The following is a 19,015-nucleotide window of genomic DNA, read 5'->3' as shown; positions in this document are numbered from 1 at the left end:
GGATTGACGATCGACCGGCGCGGCCTCTATGCTCGATCCTGCCATGATCGAAACATTTTCGCAAACTCTGATCGATGCCGATGACACCACCGTCCGCATGCTCGCCGACGACGTCGAACTGGCCCGATATGTCTACCGTCCCGACACCGTGCAGTTCGAGTCGCCGAAGCCGTACCTGCACCCGCTGCGCACGCGGTCGGGCCGGCTCGTGAGCCTGTTCCGCCCGCACGACCACGTGTGGCACAAGGGCATCTCGCTCGCCCTGCCCAACGCCGGCCCCCACAACTTCTGGGGCGGCCCGACCTACACGCGCCGCGCCGGCTGGTACGAGCAGCTCCCGAACAACGGAACGCAGCAGCACATCGACCACCTCGCGGCGCCGGAGGGCGCCTACGCCCACGCACTCGAGTGGCGCGCGGAGGACGGATCCCTTGTCTTCACCGAGGAGCGCCGCATCACCACGACGATCCTCGACGACGACGCGTGGGCGCTGCGCTGGGAGACCGCGCTGCGCAACGTCTCGGGCGACGAGATCCGCATGGGATCGCCCACGACCGAGGGCCGCGAGAACGCCGGCTACGGCGGCGTGTTCTGGCGCGGGCCCCGCTCGTTCAGCGGCGGCGAGGTCCTCACGGTCGACGGTCTCGCCGATGCGGAGGACCTCCGCGGCACGCGGCACCGGTGGATGGGCTTCGTCGGGAAGCACGACGGCGACGACGCCTCGTCGACCGTCATCATGGCGGACCTCGACGAGACGCCGAAGTGGTTCGTCCGCTCGGGGATCTTCGCCTGCCTCGGCCCCGCGCCGTTCTTCGACGAGGAGGTGCCCGTCGCCGACGGCGACGGCTTGAGCATGCGGTACGACGTCGTCATCGCCGACGGCGCGAGCGACACGGAGCGCGCGGAGGGCCTGATCGCGGCTGCCCGCGCAGAAGGAGATGCACGATGACCACGCGCGTGGGGATCGTCGGCACCGGCGGCATCGCCGGCGTCCAAGCCGACAGCCTGTCGCGGATCGACGACGCCGAGATCGTCGCCGTGACCGACATCGACGAGGGTCGCGCGCGGGAGTTCGCGGCGAAGTGGGGCGGGCGCGTCGACGCGTCGCTCGAGGCGATGCTCGAGACCGGCGGCGTCGACATCGTGCACCTCTGCTCGCCTCCCGGCCTGCACGTCGCGCAGGGCGAGCTGGTGCTCCGCGCGGGCGTCTCGGCGCTCAGCGAGAAGCCGCCGGCGCTGTCGCTGGCGGAGTTCGACCGGATCCGCGCCGCCGAGGAGGCGTCATCCGGCTGGTTCGCGACCGTCTCGCAGCACCGCTTCGGCGGGCGCGCCCGGTGGCTCGCCGAGCGCACGGCCGACGGCGCGCTCGGCGACGCCATGACGGCCGTGTGCCACACGCTCTGGTACCGCCCCGAGTCGTACTTCGACATGCCGTGGCGCGGCACGTGGGCGAGCGAGGGCGGCGGCCCGACGATGGGCCATGGGATCCACCAGATCGACACGATGCTGTCGATCCTCGGTCCCTGGCGCGAGGTCACGGCCGTCGCGGCCCGCCGCGCGCGACCGGTCGAGACGGAGGACCTCTCCGCCGCGCTCGTGACCCTCGAGTCCGGCGCCGTCGTGAGCATCGTCAACAGCCTGCTCTCGCCGCGCGAGACGAGCTACCTGCGCTTCGACTACACGCACGCGACGGTCGAGCTCGAGCACCTCTACGGCTACGGCGACGACGCGTGGCGCTTCACGGCCGCGCCCGGCGCACCCGAGGGTCTCGCGGATGAGTGGGAGCGGAGCGCGACGGGGCGCGGATCCGGCCACGGCGCCCAGTTCGTCGAGACCTACGCCGCCCTCGCGGAGGGGCGGCCGCTGCCCGTCACGACGGCGGATGCGCGCGACACCCTCGAGCTGCTCGCGGCGATCTACGCGTCGGCGTTCGAGGGCCGCCCCGTCGCGAAGGGCGAGATCGACGCGGCGAGCCCGTTCGCGGCCAGCATGCGCGGATCCGGCGCGCCGTGGGAGGAGAAGGTCACGGCATGAGCGATCACCTCGAGCTGCCGGGCGGCGTGTCGACGTCGATCCTCCGCGTCTACGACTGGGAGGCGGCCGACGGCGAGCACGGCGGATCCCCGCACTTCCACACCGTCTCACGCGAAGGGTACGTCGTCATCGGCGGCGCCGGCCGCGTGCAGACCCTCACGGCGGGGGGATCCCGCGAGACGCCGCTCGAGAAGGGGCGCGTCGTCACGTTCGATCCCGGCACGATCCACCGCCTCGTGAACGACGGCGGGCTCGAGATCGTCACGCTCATGCAGAACGCGGGGCTGCCCGAATCGGGCGACGCCGTGTTCACCTTCCCGCTCGAGGTGCTCGCGTCGGTCGACGACTATCGCGCCGCCGCGGCGCTCCCCGAGGATCCGGATCGCCGTGGCGAGGCCGCGCGCGCCCGACGGGACCTCGCCCTCGCGGGCTTCGCGGAGCTCCGCGGCCGCGCGGAGGAGGTCGGCGCCCGCGCGGCGCTCGCGCCGTACTACGAGCGGGCGGCCGCGATCGTCGCCGACCGCATCGACCGCTGGCGCGAGACCTGGCGGCGCGGGCCGCTCGCCCAGGCCGAGCGCACGGGTGCGCAGCTCGACGCGCTCGCCCGCGGCGACGGATCCCACCTCATCGAGGCGACGGTCGGCGACGCGGACGCGGCGCCGGCCGAGGCCTGGGGTATGTGCGGCCGGCTCACGGTCTTCCCGGACCTGCTCCCCTGCTGACGAGCGCCGCGAGCGGGAAGTGGCACGACACCATCTGTCCGCCGCCCGCGTCGCGCAGGACCGGCTCCTCCCGCGCGCACACGTCCTGCGCGATCGGGCAGCGCGTGCGGAAGCGGCACCCCGATGGCGGGTCGATCGGCGAGGGCGGGTCGCCCTCGAGCGGGATCGGGCGTGTCGCCCGCCCCGTGACCGGATCGAGCACGGGGACGGAATCGAGCAGCGCCCGCGTGTACGGGTGGCGAGGGTGCGCGTAGAGGGCGTCGGACGGCGCGAACTCCGCGAGCTGCCCCAGATGCATCACCGCGACCCGGTCGCTCACCTGCTTCACGGTCGCGAGATCGTGCGCGATGAACAGGTAGGCCATGCCGAGCTCGTCGCGCAGCTTCTCGAACAGGTTGAGCACCTGCGCCTGGATCAGCACATCGAGCGACGAGATCGCCTCGTCGCAGATGATGAGCTTCGGCTCGAGGGCGATCGCGCGGGCGATCGCGACGCGCTGCGCCTGCCCGCCCGACAGCTCCATCGGCCGGCTGCGGCGGTAGCGATCCGGGTTCAGGCCGACGAGGTCGAGCAGCTCGTCGACGCGCGCCGCGCGCTGCTCCCGCGTCATGCTCGTGTGTCCCCGCAGCGGCTCGGCGACGACGTCCTCGATGCGCCAGCGCGGGTTCAGGGAGCCGAACGGATCCTGGTACACCATCTGCATGTCGCGATGGACGCCGACGAGCTCGCGCTTCGAGGCCGTCGTGAGCTCCCGCCCCTCGAACCGCACGGATCCGCTCGTCGGCCGCTCGACCTGGATGATCGCGCGGGCGAGCGTCGACTTGCCGGATCCCGTCTCACCGACGATGCCGAGCGTCTCGCCGGCGCGCAGCTCGAACGAGACATCGGAGACGGCGTGCACGACGCCGCGCTTCACGCCGCCCGGTCCGCGCGTCGGATACTCCTGCACGAGGCCGCTCACCTCGAGCAGCGGCGTGGTGTCCTCGCTCACGGGGTCTCCTCCTCGTTCAGGGCGCTGGCGACGTCGCGACCCCGCTGGTCGACGGGGTGCCAGCAGGCGAAGCTGTGCCCCGGCGAGGCCTCGTCGGTGAGCGGCGGCCGCTCCGCGCAGCGCTCCGTCGCACGCGGGCACCTGTCGCGGAACGCGCAGCCCTCGGGAAGCGCCGAGAGGTCCGGCGGTTGGCCGCCGATGACGGTCAGCTGCGCGTGCGACGGCGTCGTCAGCTGCGGGATCGCGCCGAGCAGAGCGGCCGTGTACGGCATCCGCACATCGCCGAAGAGCGTCTCGGACGGCGCGTGCTCGACGGCGCGGCCCGCGTACATCACGAGCACCTCGTCGGCATAGCTCGCGGCGAGCCCGAGGTCGTGGCTGATCATGATGATCGCCGTGCCGAGCCGCGTCTGCAGGTCGACGAGCAGCTCCATGATCTGCGCCTGCGTGGTCACGTCGAGCGCGGTCGTCGCCTCGTCCGCGATGAGAACCCGCGGATCCGCGGCGAGCGCGATCGCGATCATGACGCGCTGGCGCATGCCGCCGGACAGCTGGTGGGGGTACTCGTGGAAGCGGCGCTCCGGCGCCGAGAGCTTCACGAGCGTGAGCAGCTCGACGGCGCGCGCGGCCGCGTCCTTCTTCGAGACGGCGCGGTGCGCGCGGACGGCCTCGACGATCTGCGCCCCGACGCTCATGGTCGGGTTGAGCGATCGGGCGGGGTCCTGGAACACCATCGAGATGTCGTCGCCGCGGATCGCGCGCATCGCCTTGTCGGATCGACCGACGAGCTCGATGTCGCCGAGCCGCGCGGATCCCTCGACGCGGGCGCTGGGCGGCAGCAGGCCCATGAGGGCGCGCACGCTCACCGACTTCCCGGATCCGGATTCACCGATGATCGCGAGCATCCGACTGGGCCGGACGGTGTAGGACAGCCCTCCGACGGCGCGGATCTCGCGCCCGCCGCGCGTGAAGGTGACGCGCAGATCGTCCACGCGGAGGACGGCATCGTCGGCTGGCGCGCCGACGGCGGGAGCCTGTTCGGTGGACACGTCGATCGTCTTCATCGGCCGCTCATCTCGTCTCGCAGGTTCTCGCCGAGCAGGTTGAAGGAGAGCACCGCGACGAGCAGCGCGAGGCTCGGCCAGAGCACGAGGAGCGGTGTGGCCGAGAGCGACTGCTGTCCCTCGTAGATCATGTTCCCCCAGCTCGGCGCGGGGGCGGGGATCCCGAGGCCGAGGAAGCTCAGGGCGCCCTCGGTGACGATGACGATTCCCATGCCGAGCATCGCGAAGTTCATGAGCTGCGGCAGGACGTTGGGGGCGATGTGGAACAGCAGGGTGCGCCACCAGGGGCTGCCGCCGAGCGCCGCAGCCTGCACGAACGGCATCGCCGTCACCCGCAGGGTCGATGATCGGGCGACGCGCGCGACGCCGGGGATCGCGAACGCGGACAGCGCGAGGATGGTGTTCGGCAGGCTCGGCCCGAGCACCTGCGCGATGGCGATCGTCAGCACGAGCGAAGGGAAGGCGATGAGCACGTCGAGCGCTCGCATGATGACGGTGTCGGCCTTGCCGCCGAGGTAGGCGGCGAGAGCGCCGATGAGCCCGCCGATCGTCAGGCCGATGGCGTTGACGGCGACGGCGACGATGAGCGAGGCCTGCCCGCCGTGCAGGAGGCGCGAGAGCACGTCGTTGCCGTTGATGTCGGTTCCGAGGGGATGACCGGGGGATCCGGGCGGCAGCGAACTGCTGAGCACGTCGCCGCCGATGGGCCGCGGGAGGGAGAGGAGGACGGGGCCGAGGAAGCACGCGGCGAACAGGAGCAGCACGACGGCGAGGGGGATCCCCACCGTGAGCCGCTTCATGAGACGCGCGCGCCGGACGGAGCGATCGACCGCCGCCGGGGTGAGCAGGGCCTTCGTGGAGAGGTCAGCGACCGCCATGGCGAATCCTCGGATCGAGCACGGCGTACATGACGTCGACGACCAGGTTGGCGAAGACGGCGACGGCCGCGAAGATGAACACGCAGATCTGCACGACGGGGGTGTCCTGCGCCCCGACGCCCTGCAGCATGAGCTGGCCGAGGCCGGGCATCGCGAAGATCTGCTCGATGATGACGGTGCCGCCGACGAGCGTGCCGATGTTGAGGCCGACGATCGTCAGCAGCCCGAAGGACGAGTTGCGGAACGCGTGCTGCCACAGGATCCGCCACGGCCCGAGGCCCTTGGCGCGTGCCGTGTCGACGTAGTCGGCCGAGTTCATCTGCTCGACGAGGTCGCCGCGCAGGAAGCGGGCGTAGAAGCAGGCGAGAGGGATCGCGAGCGCGAGCGTCGGCATGATCACGGACGCGAGGTTCGGCCCGAGCCCCGCCGAGAGCGGCGTGAACCCGATCGACGGCAGCACGCGCAGCGTCACGGCGAACAGCAGCACGAGCAGCAGGCCGAGCACGTAGTTCGGCACGGCGAGGAGGGTCATCGCCCCGACCATGACGATGCGGTCGAAGACGCCTCCTGGCCTGCGCGCCGCGAGCATCGCCACCGGAAGCGCGGCGGCGATCGAGATGACGAACGCGAGGAACACGACCTCGAAGGTGACGGGCACCCGCTCCGTCAGCAGCTGGGTGACGGGCAGCCCGCTCACGATCGAACGGCCGAAGTTCCCCGTCAGGGCGCCGAACAGCCACGAGAGGTAGCGCTCGTGCGCGGGGCGGTCGAGCCCCATGGAACGGCGGACGGCCTCGACCTCCTCCTCCGTCGCGTCCATGCCGGCCTGATTGCGGGCCGGGTCGCCCGGCATCGCCTCGAGCAGCACGAACACGAGCACGCTGACCGCCACCAGCAGCGGGATCGCGATGAGCACCCGTCGGAAGACGAGGCGCAGCAGGGGCGAGCCCGACAGGCGGGCGAGCGGCCCCGCGCGCCCGCCTGTCGGGGCCTCCGCCGGCGGCGCCGCGGCGCGGCCGGCGGGTGCGCTCGTCGTCACTGCTCCACCCACACCCTGTCGTAGAGCACACCCGAGTTGACGGCGAGCGCGGGGATGGGCGTCGTGAGGCCCGGCCCGTGCACGCCCTTCCGCACGACCTGCGCGGGCGAGAACGCGATGCCGAACGGCCCGTACGCCTCCTGGGCGATCGTCTCGGCGACGGTCACGTACGCGGCCTCGCGCTCGGCGGGATCGACCGTCGCGACGGCGTCGGCGAGCAGGTCGTCGAGCGGCGTCGTGAGGCCCCGCGCGATGGCGTCGGCCGCGCTGGACGCGCCGTCGGGAAGGGGCGTGCCGCTGAACGGCGACGTCGATCCGAACCGCACCTGCACGCCGATTCCCGTCGCAGGATCCCATGCGCCTGCGGTCTGGAGCATCGACTCCCACTCCCCCGACGTGAACTTCGTGATGACGTCGCCGAGCGGCTTCGAATCGATCGTGACGTCGATCCCCGCCTGCTCCCACTGCGTCTGCAGCGCCGTCGTCACCGAGCGCGCCGTCACGATGTCGGTCGTGCCGAGTTCGACCTCGAGACCCCCGAGTTCGTCGACGAGCTCCTGCGCCTTCTCGACGTCGAACTCCGGATAACCCTCGACCTCGGGGGCATGGAACAGGCCGCCCGATGCGGTGAACGACTGGCTCAGTTCGCCCTCGCCGCCGAAGAGGCCCTCCTGGATCGCCGAGAAGTCGGTCGCGTGATAGATCGCCTGTCGGGCGCGGATGTCGTCGAACGGCGGCTGGCGCGTGTTCAGCTGGATCACGTACGGCGAGGTGGGGGCGCCGGGGTGCACCTCGACCTGCGGGTTGTTCCCCGCCTCCTCGATGAGGGTCACGGCCGAGAGGCCCTCGACGACGTCGCCCTGCCCCGACAGCAGCGTCTGGTACATGACCTGGTCGCCGGCGATCGACTGGAAGGTGAGCTCGTCGAGGTACGGCAACCCGTCCTTGAAGTAGTTCTCGTTGCGCACGAGCTCGAGGCGCTCGCTCTGGCGGTTCTCCTCGATCACGAACGGGCCGGCTCCCACAGGCGCGATCTTGAACTGGTCGGCCCCCAGCTCCGCGTATGCGCTCGGCGACGCGATGAGATTGAGGTTCGCCGTCGGGAATCCGTTGACGAAGGCGCCGTTCACCTGCGTGAAGTGCATCTCGAGCGTGAGGTCGTCGATGGTCTGGATCGCGCCGAGCCGCTGCTGGATGAGGTCGCGGTCGACATCCTCCGGCAGCGCAGCCCACAGGCTGTCCATGAACTCCTCGCTGTGCTCCTGCGGCTCGCGATCGAGATCGAGCTGCAGGACGGGCGCTCCGGTCGATCCCGAGCTCAGCTCGCGGATCCAGTTCCAGAGCACGGCCTCGGCGTCGAGGGGCGTGCCGTCGCTGAACTCGATGCCGTCGCGCAGCGTGACCTCGAGGGTGAGGCCGTCGTCCTTCCACTCGTAGCTCTCGGCCTGGTTCGGCACGATCTCGGCGTTCTCGCCGTTCTCGTCGGCCTCGAGCGTGAACAGGCCGCCGAAGACCGACGCGTTCTGCGCGAGGTTGGCGCCCGTGCCGTTGCTCGTGGCGGGGTCGAGGCCGGTCGCCCAGCCGCCCGCGAAGCCCGCGTCGAGGAGGACCGTGAGGGATCCGCCCGCCTGCGGCTCTCCGACCTCGCCGCCCGTGTCGGGATCGGCTTCTGCGCCGGTGCACGCCGAGAGGGCGAGCGCGGCGGTCGCGGCGAGCGCCGCGGCGCCCGCGAGGCGGCGAGGCCGTCCGGGTGATGTCTGTGTCCTGATCATCGCGATGCTCTCCTTCGAGCTCGGATTCCGTGGGGGTCCGTCCGGGCACGACCCCGGTCGGGTTGTGTGGAAGTCTCGTCACCGCCCGGCGCGCGGGCCATGCCTCTTCCGTCCGGCGGGAGACACCGGCGCTCAGGCGCGTTCGGGGATCCCGAGCCAGCGGAAGGCGTTGCGCGCGGCGACGTCGCGCCACTCGTCATCGCTGAGGCCGACGGTGCGCAGCGTGCGGGCGATCGGCTCCTCGCGCAGCATCGCGGGGAAGTCGGATCCGATGAGCAGCCGGTCCGCGCCGAGGAGGTCGACGAGATAGCGGATGGCCCGCCGGTCGAACACCATCGAGTCGTAGTAGAAGCGCCGCGCGTACTCGAGCGGCGACGGCCCGTCGTCGGGCATCACGGCGCGCTCCAGGTCGCGCGGCTCCTCGTTCCACGACCCGCCCCAGAAGTAGTTCGCCCGCGGCAGCGACATCGCGAATCCGCCCGCCGCGTGGCTGAACGACAGCCGCAGATCGGGGCAGGCGGCGGCGGTGCCGCCGAGGATGAGCGACGCCGCCGCGTACATGCCCTCGATGCCGACGACGTACGTGCCCGTGGCGCTCGCCGGCAGGCGGTCGATCGGCGAGGGCATCGCGTGCACGAACACGGCGAGGCCCAGCCGCTCCGCCTCCTGGAAGAACGGCAGGAAGCGCGCGTCGCCGATCGATCTGCCGAGGATGTTCGATGCGATCTCCACCCCCGCGAGCCCGCGGTCCCTGATCGCCCGCAGCTCGCCCGCGGCCGCCTCGGGATCCTGCATCGGCACCATTCCGAGCGCGATGATCCTCTCGGGGTCGTGTGAGGACAGCGCCGCGGCGAAGTCGTTGACGTGTCGCGCGAGCGCGAGCCCGTCGGCGGCCGGGAGGTCGTATCGCAGCAGAGGCGGCATGGGGCTGACGACCTCCGCCGAGGTGCCGGACGCCTCCTGCGCCTCGATGCGCTTCTCCGCCTCGAAGAACACCTGCTTCGCAGGGAAGCGCATCTGGTCGAAGACGAGCAGCAGGTCGTCCGATCCGTCGATGGGATCCATGCGCGGGAAGCATGACGGGGCGTCATCCGGGTAGCCGGACGGCAGGAAATGGGTGTGGGCGTCGACGATCACGGTGGCTCCTTCGGCAGGTGTCGGGGCGGATCAGGCGTCGGGGTGCACGGAGACGTGCACGGCGGATCCGTCGCCCGCCTCACCCGAGAGGGTGTCGATCGCGAGACCGACCTCGTCGAGCCCGAACGTGTGGGTGTGCAGCTTCTCGAACGGGTACCGACCCGACTCGAGCAGCGCGATCGCCTTCTCGTTCGCGCCGGCGTCGACGCCGAACGCGCCCTTGACGGTGAGAGCGCGGTTGATGATGTGGTCGGTGACCAGAGGGATCTCCCGTCCGCCCTTGAGCCCGGCGAGCACGACCGTCCCGCCGTGGCGCACCGCGTGCATCGCATCGGTCACGGGCCCGGCCGCCATGGGCGTGAGGTCGAGGGCGAGATCCGCCATCCGGCCGTTCGTCAGCTCGGAGACGACGTCGACGATCTCGCGACCGTCGTCGCCGTCGACGACGACGGTGTGGTCGGCGCCGAACTCCCGCGCGAGCTCGAGCTTGTGCCCGTCGCTCGCAAGCCCCGTCATGATGACCGTCCCGGCGCCCGCCGCCTTCGCCGCGGCCGCCGCGCAGATGCCCCGCTGTCCGGATCCGAGGATGACGACCGTCTCGCCGAGGCCGATCTCGCCGAGCTGCGCGGCCCACCGCACGCCCGCCCCGAGCGGGTTGTACATGGCGGCGACCTCGACGGGGAGGTCGTTCGAGACGCGGTGCATCACCGAGGTCGGCGAGAGGTACATGCGTTCGGCGAACCCGCCCCAGAGGGTGGGCTCGACCTCGATGCCCGTCACGCCGTGGCCGTATCTGCGGAAGCGGCACGCCTGGTAGCGGCCGGTCAGGCAGTCGCCGCAGGCGCGGCACGGCACGATGACCTCGAGGGCGACGCGGTCTCCCGCCGCGACGCCCCAGCGCTCGGCGGCACGATCGCCGATCTCCTCGACGATGCCCATCGGCTCGTGCCCGGGGATGAACGGCCCCCGATCGGGCGCGCCGATGTGGCCGCGGTAGATCTCGACGTCGCTCCCGCAGATGCCGTTCGCCTCCACACGCAGCAGGCCGTCGTCGGGCCCGATCTGCGGGCGCGGGAACTCCCGCATCTCGATTCTCCGCGGTCCCGTCTGCACGGCCGCGCGCACCATCTGCGTCATCGACTCTCTCCTCGTTCGTCGTCGTATCGAGCCGTCAGCGGGAAGCCGCGACGGCGACAGGGGGCTCGACCGGCACGGATCCGCCGGACCAGTCGGCGAAGTACCGCACGACCATCGAGATGCCCGCGGTACGGGAGCCCGCGACGGCGATGAGCATGCTGTCCGGGTCGGCGATCGTGCACTGGAACGCGTCCGGATCGCCGTCGCCGGAGGGGAACCGCACACCGCCGTCGGCGTGGTCCTTGCCCGCGAGCGCAAGCTGCGCCGTCGTGCGGCCCGAGCGCTCGGCGAGCCACTCGCGGATCGCGCGCCGATCGAAGCCGGCGCCCGCGAGGCGCTCGGCGTGCTCGGGGCACAGCACGAGGCCGACCTGCGCGTGGCGGAAGATCCACGGCCCCGTCCGGCCGATCGTGTCGGCGAAGTCTCCGAGCAGCTGCTCCGCGTCCTGCGTGTGCCGGTTGTCGACGAACTCGCTTGTCCGCAGGAGCGTCGTCGTGACGGCGTCGCCGGGTGTGCCGAGCTCCTCCGCGAGGGGCGCCCACGGGCTGTCCTCCTCGTTCTCGCCGAAGCAGAGCGACCATCGCCCGGGGATCCCCTGCGTCGCCTGCTCGAGTTCGTGCGGGCGCACGCCGAAGGCGTTGCGCACGATGAGGCCGATGGCGCGCGGGATCGTCGCGTTGGCGCGAAAGCCCGGGCCGAAGATCCCGCCCGTGCTGTTGAGGCCGATGCGCTCGCGCACGGCGCCGTTGACGATGATGAGGGGCGCGGGACCGCTCGTCGACTGCCAGCCGCCGCCCTTCGCGGCGCGCTCTCGCATGAGGGCGTCCCACGCGGCGAGCACGATCGGGAGGTACGCCGGTTCGCAGCCCGCCATGGCGGCGTTGACGGCGGCGGTGGTCACGGTCACCTCGCGATCGACCTGCGGCATGTGCCCGATCACCTCGCCCGGGTCGCGTGTCGTCTCGGCGAGGAATCGGTCGAGAAGCGGCTGGCTCACCGGCACGAGCGGCAGTCCGTCGGACCAGCCCTGCGCGTAGGCGAACTCGATCGCCTCCTGCGCGACGTCCGGATCGGGGGCCGTCACGCCGTCGCTCCCTCGAGGGTGCGCACGATCTCCGGCAGGAGGGTGCGGGCGCGGGCGCGGACCTCGTCCTCCTCGAGCACCGCGACCGGGTGCGCCGTCGTGATCCACTCATAGGTGGGGTTCCCGTGCACGCCCGCCATCGTGCGGCCCGTCGTCGTGAACGCGTCCGTGAGGACGACGGCGGCGGGGATGCCGGCCTTCTCGAACTGGATCCCGTCGGCCACGGCCGCGGCGCTGCAGGATCCGCAGTCGCCGATGCCCGTGATCACGACGTCCGCCGCCCCGCGGTACCGGTCGACGATCTCCTCGTCGACCGGCACCGAGAAGCTCGCCTTCGTCTCGACGATCGACACCCCCTGCGCGCCGACCTCGTCCACGAGCAGCCGGCCGACCTCCTGCAGGAAGGCCATCGCGTTGTGCTTCGTGTTGTCGAGCAGTCCGACGCGCGCCCCCGCGAGCGGGCGCCGGGCCGCGAGCCCGCCCGTGGCCTTCTCGACGGATCCGCCCGTGGGGTCCAGGATCGGGTTCACCATGCGGATCACTCCTCGTGCAGGATGACGCTGCGGATGTTCTTCCCGGCGTGCAGATCGTCGTAGGCCTCGTTCACCTGGTCGAGCCGGTAGGTGTTCGTGATGAGCTCCTTGATCTTCAGATCACCCGCGCGGTACAGGCCGAACATCTTGGGGATGTCGTAGAGCGGGTTGCAGTCGCCGAAGAGCGCGCCGCGGATCTGGCGCTGATAGCTGATGAGGAGCCCCGCGTGCACGTGCACGGCCCTCTCGTCGATGTGCCCGACGGCCGTGATCGTGGTCTTGCCGCCCTTGCCCGTCATGAGCACGGCGCGGTTGACCATCTCCTCCGTGACGGCGTCCGGCGTCATGATCGCGTGATCGGCGAGCTGCCCCCACGTCTCGGCGACGACGAACTCGTGCGCCTCGTCGGGGTCTGCGAAGGCATGCGTCGCGCCGAGGGACAGCGCGTTGTCGCGCTTGAACGCGACAGGGTCGATCACGACGACCGTCTTCGCGCCGGCGTACCTGGCGCCCTGCACGGCGTTGCTGCCGACGCCGCCGGCGCCGAAGATCACGACCGTGTCGCCCGCCGTCACCCCGGCGGCGTAGACCGCGGATCCCCACCCTGTCGGGACGCCGCAGCCGACGAGGCACGCCACCTCGAACGGGATGTCATCGGGGATCGGCACGGTCGCCCATTCGGAGACGACCGCGTACTGCGAGAACGTGCCGAGCGAGCAGAACCCGCCGTAGTCCTCGCCGTCCTTGTGGAAGCGATAGGTGCCGTCGAGGAACATGCCCGTGCCGGCGTTCAGGCCCTTGACGCACATGTTCTGATGCCCGAGGGAGCACGGCCGGCAGGATCCGCAGGCCGGGATGTACGAGCAGACGACGCGGTCCCCCGGCTTGACCCGCGTGACGTTCGGTCCGACCGACTCGACGACGCCCGCGCCCTCGTGTCCGCCGACGATCGGCATGCGCACGGGCGCGTCGCCGTGGGTGATGTGGTCGTCCGAGTGGCACAGCCCGCTCGCCGCGAACCTGATCCGGACCTCGTGCTCCTGGGGGTCGTCGAGCTGCAGCTCCGTGAGCTGCCAGCCCGTGTGCGCCTCGTGGGCGACGGCCGCGGTTGTCGTGATGGTTGCCATGGTGGTGCCCTTTCTCAGAACCGCGGCAGCGGCGCTTCCCGCATCGAGACCGTCTTGACCTGGGTCCAGTCGAGCACCGAGTCGGCGCCCATCGTGCGGCCGAAGCCGCTGTTCTTGTATCCGCCGAACGGGGCGCCGATGACGCCGGCGCCCAGCGCGTTGTTGACGCCGACCTGGCCGGCCTGCAGCGCGCGCGTCATCCGCACGGCGCGACCGACGCTCTGCGTCCACACGGACGCGACGAGGCCGTAGTCGACGCCGTTGGCCACCTCGATCGCCTGCGCCTCGTCGTCGACGGGGATCACCGACAGCACGGGCCCGAAGATCTCCTCCTGGGCGATGCGCATATCGGGGGTCACACCGTCGAAGAGCGTCGGCTCGACGAACCAGCCGTCGGCGAAGTCGGCGCCCGCCGGGCGCCCGCCGCCCGTGACGATCGTCGCTCCCTGCTCGCGGCCGATGTCGATGTAGCCGCAGACCCGCTCGTGCTGCCTGGCGTTGATGAGCGGCCCCATGTTCACCTGCTGATGCCACGGCCCGACGGTCACCTTCTGCATCGCGGCCGCGAGGCGGTCGACGACCTCGGCGTGGACGCGGCGGTCGACGACGACGCGCGAGCCGGCGGCGCAGATCTGGCCCGTGTTGAGCGTGATGCCCGCGGCGATCGCCGGGATCGCCGTATCGAGGTCGGCGTCGTCGAAGATCACCTGCGGCGACTTGCCGCCGAGCTCGAGGTGCAGCGGCGTGAGGTTCTTCGCGCAGGCCTCCATGATCGAGCGGCCCGTCTGGGGCGAGCCCGTGAAGCCGACGCGGCGGATCCGCGGGTGCGCGGGAATCGCGGCACCCGCCTCCGCGCCGTAACCGGTGACGACGTTGACGACGCCCGCGGGGATCCCGGCGTCGAGCGCGAGCTTCGCGAGGGCGAGGGGGGTGAGCGGCGCGTCCTCGGCGGGCTTGAGCACGATCGTGTTGCCGGCGGCGATCGCGGATCCGACCTCGGTCGCGAACATCGGGCCGGGTGCGTTCCACGGGATGACCGCGCCGACGACGCCGTACGGCTCGCGGAGCGTGTACCCGACGGTGTCGGGCGAGTAGGTCGGCAGCGAGACGCCCTGCACCTTGTCGGCCTGGCCGGCGATGAAGCGCAGCTGCGCGGCCATGGGCGGCGGCCCCCAGCTCGGGCGACCCACCTCCTGCGACTCGAGGCTGTCGATGGCCGCCCCGTTCTGCTCGATGAGGTCGGCCCATCGGAAGATGAGCGCTCCGCGCGCCGTCGCGTTGAGGTCGCGCCAGGCGGGGAACGCCCGCTCGGCCGCCTGCACGGCGTGTTCGACATCCTCGGCATCGCTCTCGGGAACGCGCGCGATGAGCGCGCGGTTCGCGGGGTTGATGACGTCGATCGTGCGCCCCGTGTGCGAGGGCACCCACTCGCCGTCGATGAGCTGGGCGCCGTCGACGACGAGCGACTCGGCGACGACGTCCTGCAGTTCTGTCGTGATGGTCATGATGGTGCGTTCCCTTCACCTACTGCGCGATCCTGATGACGCCGCGGATGTTCTTGCCGTCGAGCATGTCCTGGTAGCCCTGGTTGACGTCCTCCAGCGCATAGGTGCGGGTGACGAGCTCATCGAGCTTGAGCTTCCCCGCCTGGTAGAGGCCCAGCAGGCGCGGGACGTCGAACAGCGGGTTGCAGCCGCCGAAGATCGCGCCCTGGATGCGCCGCTGGAACCCGATGAGGGCGCCGGGGTTCTCGTCGATCCAGCCGTTGCCGACGGCCGTGATCGTGACCTGCCCCGTCTTGCCGACCGCGGCGATGGCGCTCGCGATGACCTCGTCGTGCAGGCTGCCGACCGTGATGATCGCGTGGTCGGCGAGCTCGCCCCACGTCGCATCGACGATGAAGGCCTGCGCCTCCTCCGCGGTTGCGAAGGTGTGCGTCGCGCCGAAGACCTTCGCCATGTCGCGCTTGAACTCGACGGGGTCGACGACGATCACACGCTCGGCGCCCGCGAGCGCGGCACCCTGGACGGCGTTGCTGCCGACGCCGCCGGATCCGTAGATCACGACCGTCTGGCCGGCGCGCACGCCCGCGGCGTGCACCGCGGATCCCCATCCCGTCGGCACGCCGCAGCCGACGAGGCATGCGACCTCGAACGGGATCTCCTTCGGAATCGGGATGACCGAGTACTCGGAGACGACGGTGCGCTCGGAGAAGGTCCCGAGAACGCACAGCCCGCCGAAGTCCTCGCCGTCCTGGTGGAAGCGGAAGGTGCCGTCGGGGAACTCGCCTGTCGCCGCGTTCTTGCCCTCGTCGCAGAGATTCTGGTGCCCCGTCGAGCAGTAGCGGCACGTGCCGCACGCGGGGATGAACGAGAACACGACGTGGTCGCCGACCTTCGTGCGCGTCACCCCCGGCCCGACCGCATCGACGATGCCGGCGCCCTCGTGCCCGCCCACGACGGGCATGCGCATGGGGGCGTCGCCCTTCTGGATGTGGTCGTCCGAGTGGCACATCCCCGCCGCGACGATGCGCACGCGCACCTCGTTCGCGCGGGGCGGGTCGAGCGTGAGCTCGGTCACCTCCCACGGTTCGCCCGGGGCGCGGCACACGGCCGCGCGGGTGGTGACCGCCGTCAGCTCCTCTGAGGCCGTCGCGGGCGCCTCTGCAGTGATGCTCATAGAACCTTCTCCGCTCGTTGTCCGGTGGCACGCGTCCTCCGGTGCCGCTCCCTCGCGTGCTGAGTCCACGGTGGATCGGCTCCCGGCGAACGGACACGCATCTTCTGCCTCGCGGAAGACAACTGGGCCGGCGCCCGCCGCCGCGATCGGATGCCCGTATGAGAGATGTCATGGGGAAGGTCGTCGTGGTCACGGGCGGGACGAGCGGCATCGGGCGGGGCATCGCGCTCGCGTTCGCGCGGGCCGGCGCCCGGGCCGTCGTCACGGGCCGCCGGGCCGAGCACATCGCCTCCACGCGCGAGGAGTTCGCCGCCGAGGGGCTCGAGGTCGACGCGCACACGGTCGACGTCACCGATCGCGAGGCGATGCGCCGCCTCGCGGACGACGTCGCAGCGCGCCACGGGCGCGTGGACGTGCTCGTCAACAACGCGGGGATCGGCCTCACGGGGCCCGTGGCGACCGCGACGCCGGACGACTGGGACTGGCTGCTCGACGTCAATGTGCGCGGCGTCGGCAATGGGATCCTCGCGTTCCTCCCCCGGATCCAGGAGCACGGCGAGGGCGGACACATCGTGAACACGGCGTCGATGGGCGGCCTCATGCCGATCGTCGCGGGGCTGTACTCGATGACGAAGGCCGCGATCATCGCCCTGAGCGAGGCGATGAGCATCGAGCTCGCGCCGCAGGGCATCGGCGTCTCCGCCTACTGCCCCGGCCCCGTGCACAGCAACATCGGCGCGGGCACGGCGCGGCGCCCCGCGCGGTACGGCGAGTCGGGCTATCCGCCGCCCGACGTATCGCGTCCGGGCGCCGATCTCGCGCAGCCGTATATGAGCGCGCGCGAGGCGGGCGAGCGCGTCCTCGAGGGCGTGCGCCGCGGCGACATGTTCATCCTCACGCACCCCGAGTTCGCCGACGGCGTCGCGCAGCGGCACGCGGCGATCGAGAACGCGTTCCCCGACGAGCCGATCGACGAGGTCCGCGCCCGGGCGATCCCCTTCCTCACGGACGCGACCGCCTACCGCGCCGAGCAGGAGAGGCCATCGCCCCGCCACGGCGGGTGAGCGGATCGCGCGCCTTGCGCTCTCGGCGCGGGGCGCGTATCTTTACCGATACAGTCTGTACCGGTAAAGGAGAATGTCATGGATCCCTTCATGGTCACCGCGGTCACACAGCTCGCCTACCAGGAGGCCTGGGAGCTGCCGCCGCGCCCACCCCGTCGCGAGCGGATGCCGCGCACACGCCGGGCGATCGCCCGGGCGCTGCGGGGGATCGCGTGGGCGCTGAAACGCGTCGCCCAGGCCCTCGAACCGCGCACCGCGGCCGGCGCCCCCGCGCCGCGGCCCGCCGACGCGACGTGACCTCGCCGCCCGCCGGCGCGACGCGCGGGCCCGCGGATCCGACAGAATGGGAGCACCCCGACGAGGAGGCTCCCCTGGCACGCGTGACCCTGCAGACGATCGCCGACGAGGTCGGCGTGAGCAGGATGACCGTGTCCAACGCGTTCTCGCGCCCCGACCAGCTCTCGTCCGAGCTGCGCGAGAAGATCCTCGACACCGCTCGCCGGCTCGAATACGCCGGGCCGGATCCATCGGCCCGCGCCCTCGTGCGGGGGCGCACGAACGTCGTCGGCATGGTCCTCACGGAGGACCCCCGCGACGCCTTCCGCGACGACGTCGCGATCGGCTTCGTCCGCGCCGCGACGGAGCGGCTCGCCGAGGCGGGCTACTCGCTCGCGCTGCTGCACAGCGGCTCGGGCGACAACATCCCGGCGCGCGACGTCGCGATGGACGGCACCATCGTCTACGCCTGCACGCCGCAGAGCGAGGCCGTGCAGCACCTGCTGCGCCGCAGGCTGCCGATCGTCCGCGTCGAGGGGCTCCCCGTCGCGGGCGTCGCCGATGTCTCGCTCGACGACGCGGCGGGGGCCGCGGAGGCCGCGCGCCACCTCCTCGACCTCGGCCATCGCGACATCGCGCTCATCGTCACGGGCGTCGACGCCGACGACGAGACGCTACCCGCGGCACCGGACACGCCGCACGCACCCATGGAGCGGCGCATCGAGGGATGGGAATCGGCCCTGCGCGCCGCCGGCGTCGACCCGCGGTACGTCGGCACGCCCGGTCCGGACCTCGACACGACGCTCACCAGGCGCATCGGGCGCATGCTCGACAGCGCACCCACGGCCGTCCTCGCGTACTCGGACCTCGCCGCGATGGAGGTGATCGAGCAGGCGCAGGCGCGCGGGATCGACGTGCCGAGCGAGCTGTCGGTCATCGGATTCGACGACAACCCGATCGCCGAGCGCGTGCGCCCCCGCCTCACGACGGTGCACCAGGACGTGGTGCGCAAGGGCGAGCTCGCCGCCGACCTCCTGCTCGCGCAGCTGCGCGGCGAGGCGGTGCCGCGGATCGACCCCCTGCCGACGACGCTCGTCGTCCGCGAGACGACGACGGCCCCGCGTACGCGCTGACGCCCTGGCCTTCCACCAGGTGGCAGAGCGGCGCCTCCGGGCACGGCGGGACGCCTATCGTCGGGGCATCGGCGGCGGCCCCGCCGCCCACGCGAAGGAGCGAAGATGTCGATCGATGAGTCGCTGATCCAGGGCCTGCGCCAGTCGCTGGAGGCCGACGACTACCACCTCGACGTCGCGGTCGACGGCGACGCCGCGTCCGCGACGATCACGGCCGGGCCCGACGCCTGCGCGGAGTGCCTCGTGCCGAAGGAGCTCATGAAGCGGATGCTGTCGCCCATGCTGGGCGTCGCCCCCGAGCGCATCGAGATGACCTACCCCGTCGAGGTCCATGCGGGCGAGTGA

The 19,015-nt window shown here is 71.7% G+C and carries 19 protein-coding genes; 7 read left to right on the top strand and 12 right to left on the bottom strand.

Features of this window, described 5'->3' with window-relative positions:
* The first annotated feature begins 43 nt into the window (after nt 1–43).
* Genes GB932_RS15695 through GB932_RS15685 form a run of 3 tightly spaced genes read left to right on the top strand, consistent with a single transcriptional unit; the run spans nt 44 to nt 2,756 of the window.
* Complete coding sequence (locus tag GB932_RS15695) at nt 44–949, top strand: DUF6807 domain-containing protein (protein ID WP_156761610.1); 906 nt, start codon at nt 44–46, stop codon at nt 947–949.
* A complete protein-coding gene (locus GB932_RS15690) occupies nt 946–2,034 on the top strand; it encodes a Gfo/Idh/MocA family protein (RefSeq protein WP_156761609.1) in 1,089 nt (362 codons plus the stop codon). The genes GB932_RS15695 and GB932_RS15690 overlap by 4 nt, the downstream gene beginning before the upstream one ends.
* Entirely contained in the window at nt 2,031–2,756 is a 726-nt protein-coding gene (locus GB932_RS15685) for a cupin domain-containing protein (RefSeq protein WP_156761608.1), read from the top strand. The genes GB932_RS15690 and GB932_RS15685 overlap by 4 nt, the downstream gene beginning before the upstream one ends.
* Here GB932_RS15685 and GB932_RS15680 read toward each other — a convergent pair.
* The 12 genes from GB932_RS15680 to GB932_RS15625 form a co-directional block, all read right to left on the bottom strand.
* Nucleotides 2,725–3,747, bottom strand: coding sequence for an ABC transporter ATP-binding protein (locus tag GB932_RS15680; protein WP_156761607.1), 1,023 nt, complete (start codon nt 3,745–3,747; stop codon nt 2,725–2,727). The two genes, GB932_RS15685 and GB932_RS15680, sit on opposite strands and share 32 nt — an antisense overlap.
* Nucleotides 3,744–4,811: an ABC transporter ATP-binding protein gene (locus GB932_RS15675; protein ID WP_156761606.1), complete on the bottom strand. Its 1,068-nt coding sequence runs from the start codon at nt 4,809–4,811 to the stop codon at nt 3,744–3,746. The genes GB932_RS15680 and GB932_RS15675 overlap by 4 nt, the downstream gene beginning before the upstream one ends.
* The gene (locus GB932_RS15670) at nt 4,808–5,689 is read right to left on the bottom strand and encodes an ABC transporter permease (RefSeq protein WP_197517517.1); all 882 of its coding nucleotides are present in this window, start codon (nt 5,687–5,689) and stop codon (nt 4,808–4,810) included. The genes GB932_RS15675 and GB932_RS15670 overlap by 4 nt, the downstream gene beginning before the upstream one ends.
* Nucleotides 5,676–6,728: an ABC transporter permease gene (locus GB932_RS15665; protein WP_156761605.1), complete on the bottom strand. Its 1,053-nt coding sequence runs from the start codon at nt 6,726–6,728 to the stop codon at nt 5,676–5,678. The genes GB932_RS15670 and GB932_RS15665 overlap by 14 nt, the downstream gene beginning before the upstream one ends.
* A complete protein-coding gene (locus tag GB932_RS15660) occupies nt 6,725–8,500 on the bottom strand; it encodes an ABC transporter substrate-binding protein (protein WP_156761604.1) in 1,776 nt (591 codons plus the stop codon). Before GB932_RS15660 ends, GB932_RS15665 begins: the two co-directional genes overlap by 4 nt.
* 132 nt (nt 8,501–8,632) lie before the next feature.
* Nucleotides 8,633–9,637, bottom strand: a complete 1,005-nt coding sequence (locus GB932_RS15655) for an amidohydrolase family protein (protein WP_156761603.1) — start codon at nt 9,635–9,637, stop codon at nt 8,633–8,635.
* 30 nt (nt 9,638–9,667) lie between these two features.
* On the bottom strand, nt 9,668–10,774 hold the full coding sequence (locus tag GB932_RS15650) for a zinc-dependent alcohol dehydrogenase (RefSeq protein ID WP_156761602.1): 1,107 nt from the start codon (nt 10,772–10,774) through the stop codon (nt 9,668–9,670).
* A gap of 34 nt (nt 10,775–10,808) precedes the next feature.
* Nucleotides 10,809–11,858, bottom strand: coding sequence for a hypothetical protein (locus GB932_RS15645; RefSeq protein WP_156761601.1), 1,050 nt, complete (start codon nt 11,856–11,858; stop codon nt 10,809–10,811).
* A complete protein-coding gene (locus tag GB932_RS15640) occupies nt 11,855–12,391 on the bottom strand; it encodes a UGSC family (seleno)protein (RefSeq protein ID WP_156761600.1) in 537 nt (178 codons plus the stop codon). Before GB932_RS15640 ends, GB932_RS15645 begins: the two co-directional genes overlap by 4 nt.
* 5 nt (nt 12,392–12,396) lie before the next feature.
* Nucleotides 12,397–13,518, bottom strand: a complete 1,122-nt coding sequence (locus GB932_RS15635) for an NDMA-dependent alcohol dehydrogenase (protein ID WP_156761599.1) — start codon at nt 13,516–13,518, stop codon at nt 12,397–12,399.
* A gap of 14 nt (nt 13,519–13,532) precedes the next feature.
* On the bottom strand, nt 13,533–15,023 hold the full coding sequence (locus tag GB932_RS15630) for an aldehyde dehydrogenase family protein (protein WP_156761598.1): 1,491 nt from the start codon (nt 15,021–15,023) through the stop codon (nt 13,533–13,535).
* 19 nt (nt 15,024–15,042) lie between these two features.
* Nucleotides 15,043–16,197, bottom strand: a complete 1,155-nt coding sequence (locus GB932_RS15625; RefSeq protein ID WP_156761597.1) for an NDMA-dependent alcohol dehydrogenase — start codon at nt 16,195–16,197, stop codon at nt 15,043–15,045.
* Nucleotides 16,198–16,355: 158 nt separating this feature from the next.
* Between GB932_RS15625 and GB932_RS15620 the strand changes: the two genes are divergently transcribed.
* The 4 genes from GB932_RS15620 to GB932_RS15605 all read left to right on the top strand — a co-directional run bounded on the left by GB932_RS15620 (nt 16,356) and on the right by GB932_RS15605 (nt 19,015).
* Nucleotides 16,356–17,261 carry an SDR family NAD(P)-dependent oxidoreductase gene (locus tag GB932_RS15620; protein ID WP_156761596.1) on the top strand — a complete coding sequence of 302 codons (906 nt, stop codon included), beginning with the start codon at nt 16,356–16,358 and terminating at the stop codon, nt 17,259–17,261.
* Nucleotides 17,262–17,339: 78 nt separating this feature from the next.
* Nucleotides 17,340–17,558, top strand: a complete 219-nt coding sequence (locus GB932_RS15615; protein ID WP_156761595.1) for a hypothetical protein — start codon at nt 17,340–17,342, stop codon at nt 17,556–17,558.
* A complete protein-coding gene (locus GB932_RS15610) occupies nt 17,555–18,670 on the top strand; it encodes a LacI family DNA-binding transcriptional regulator (RefSeq protein WP_231916249.1) in 1,116 nt (371 codons plus the stop codon). Before GB932_RS15615 ends, GB932_RS15610 begins: the two co-directional genes overlap by 4 nt.
* Nucleotides 18,671–18,775: 105 nt before the next feature.
* Nucleotides 18,776–19,015, top strand: coding sequence for a hypothetical protein (locus GB932_RS15605; RefSeq protein WP_156761594.1), 240 nt, complete (start codon nt 18,776–18,778; stop codon nt 19,013–19,015).

The sequence above is a fragment of the Microbacterium karelineae genome, assembly GCF_009745985.1.
GTDB classification, from domain to species: Bacteria; Actinomycetota; Actinomycetes; order Actinomycetales; family Microbacteriaceae; genus Microbacterium; species Microbacterium karelineae.
This window is presented reverse-complemented; position numbering and strand designations above follow the sequence as displayed.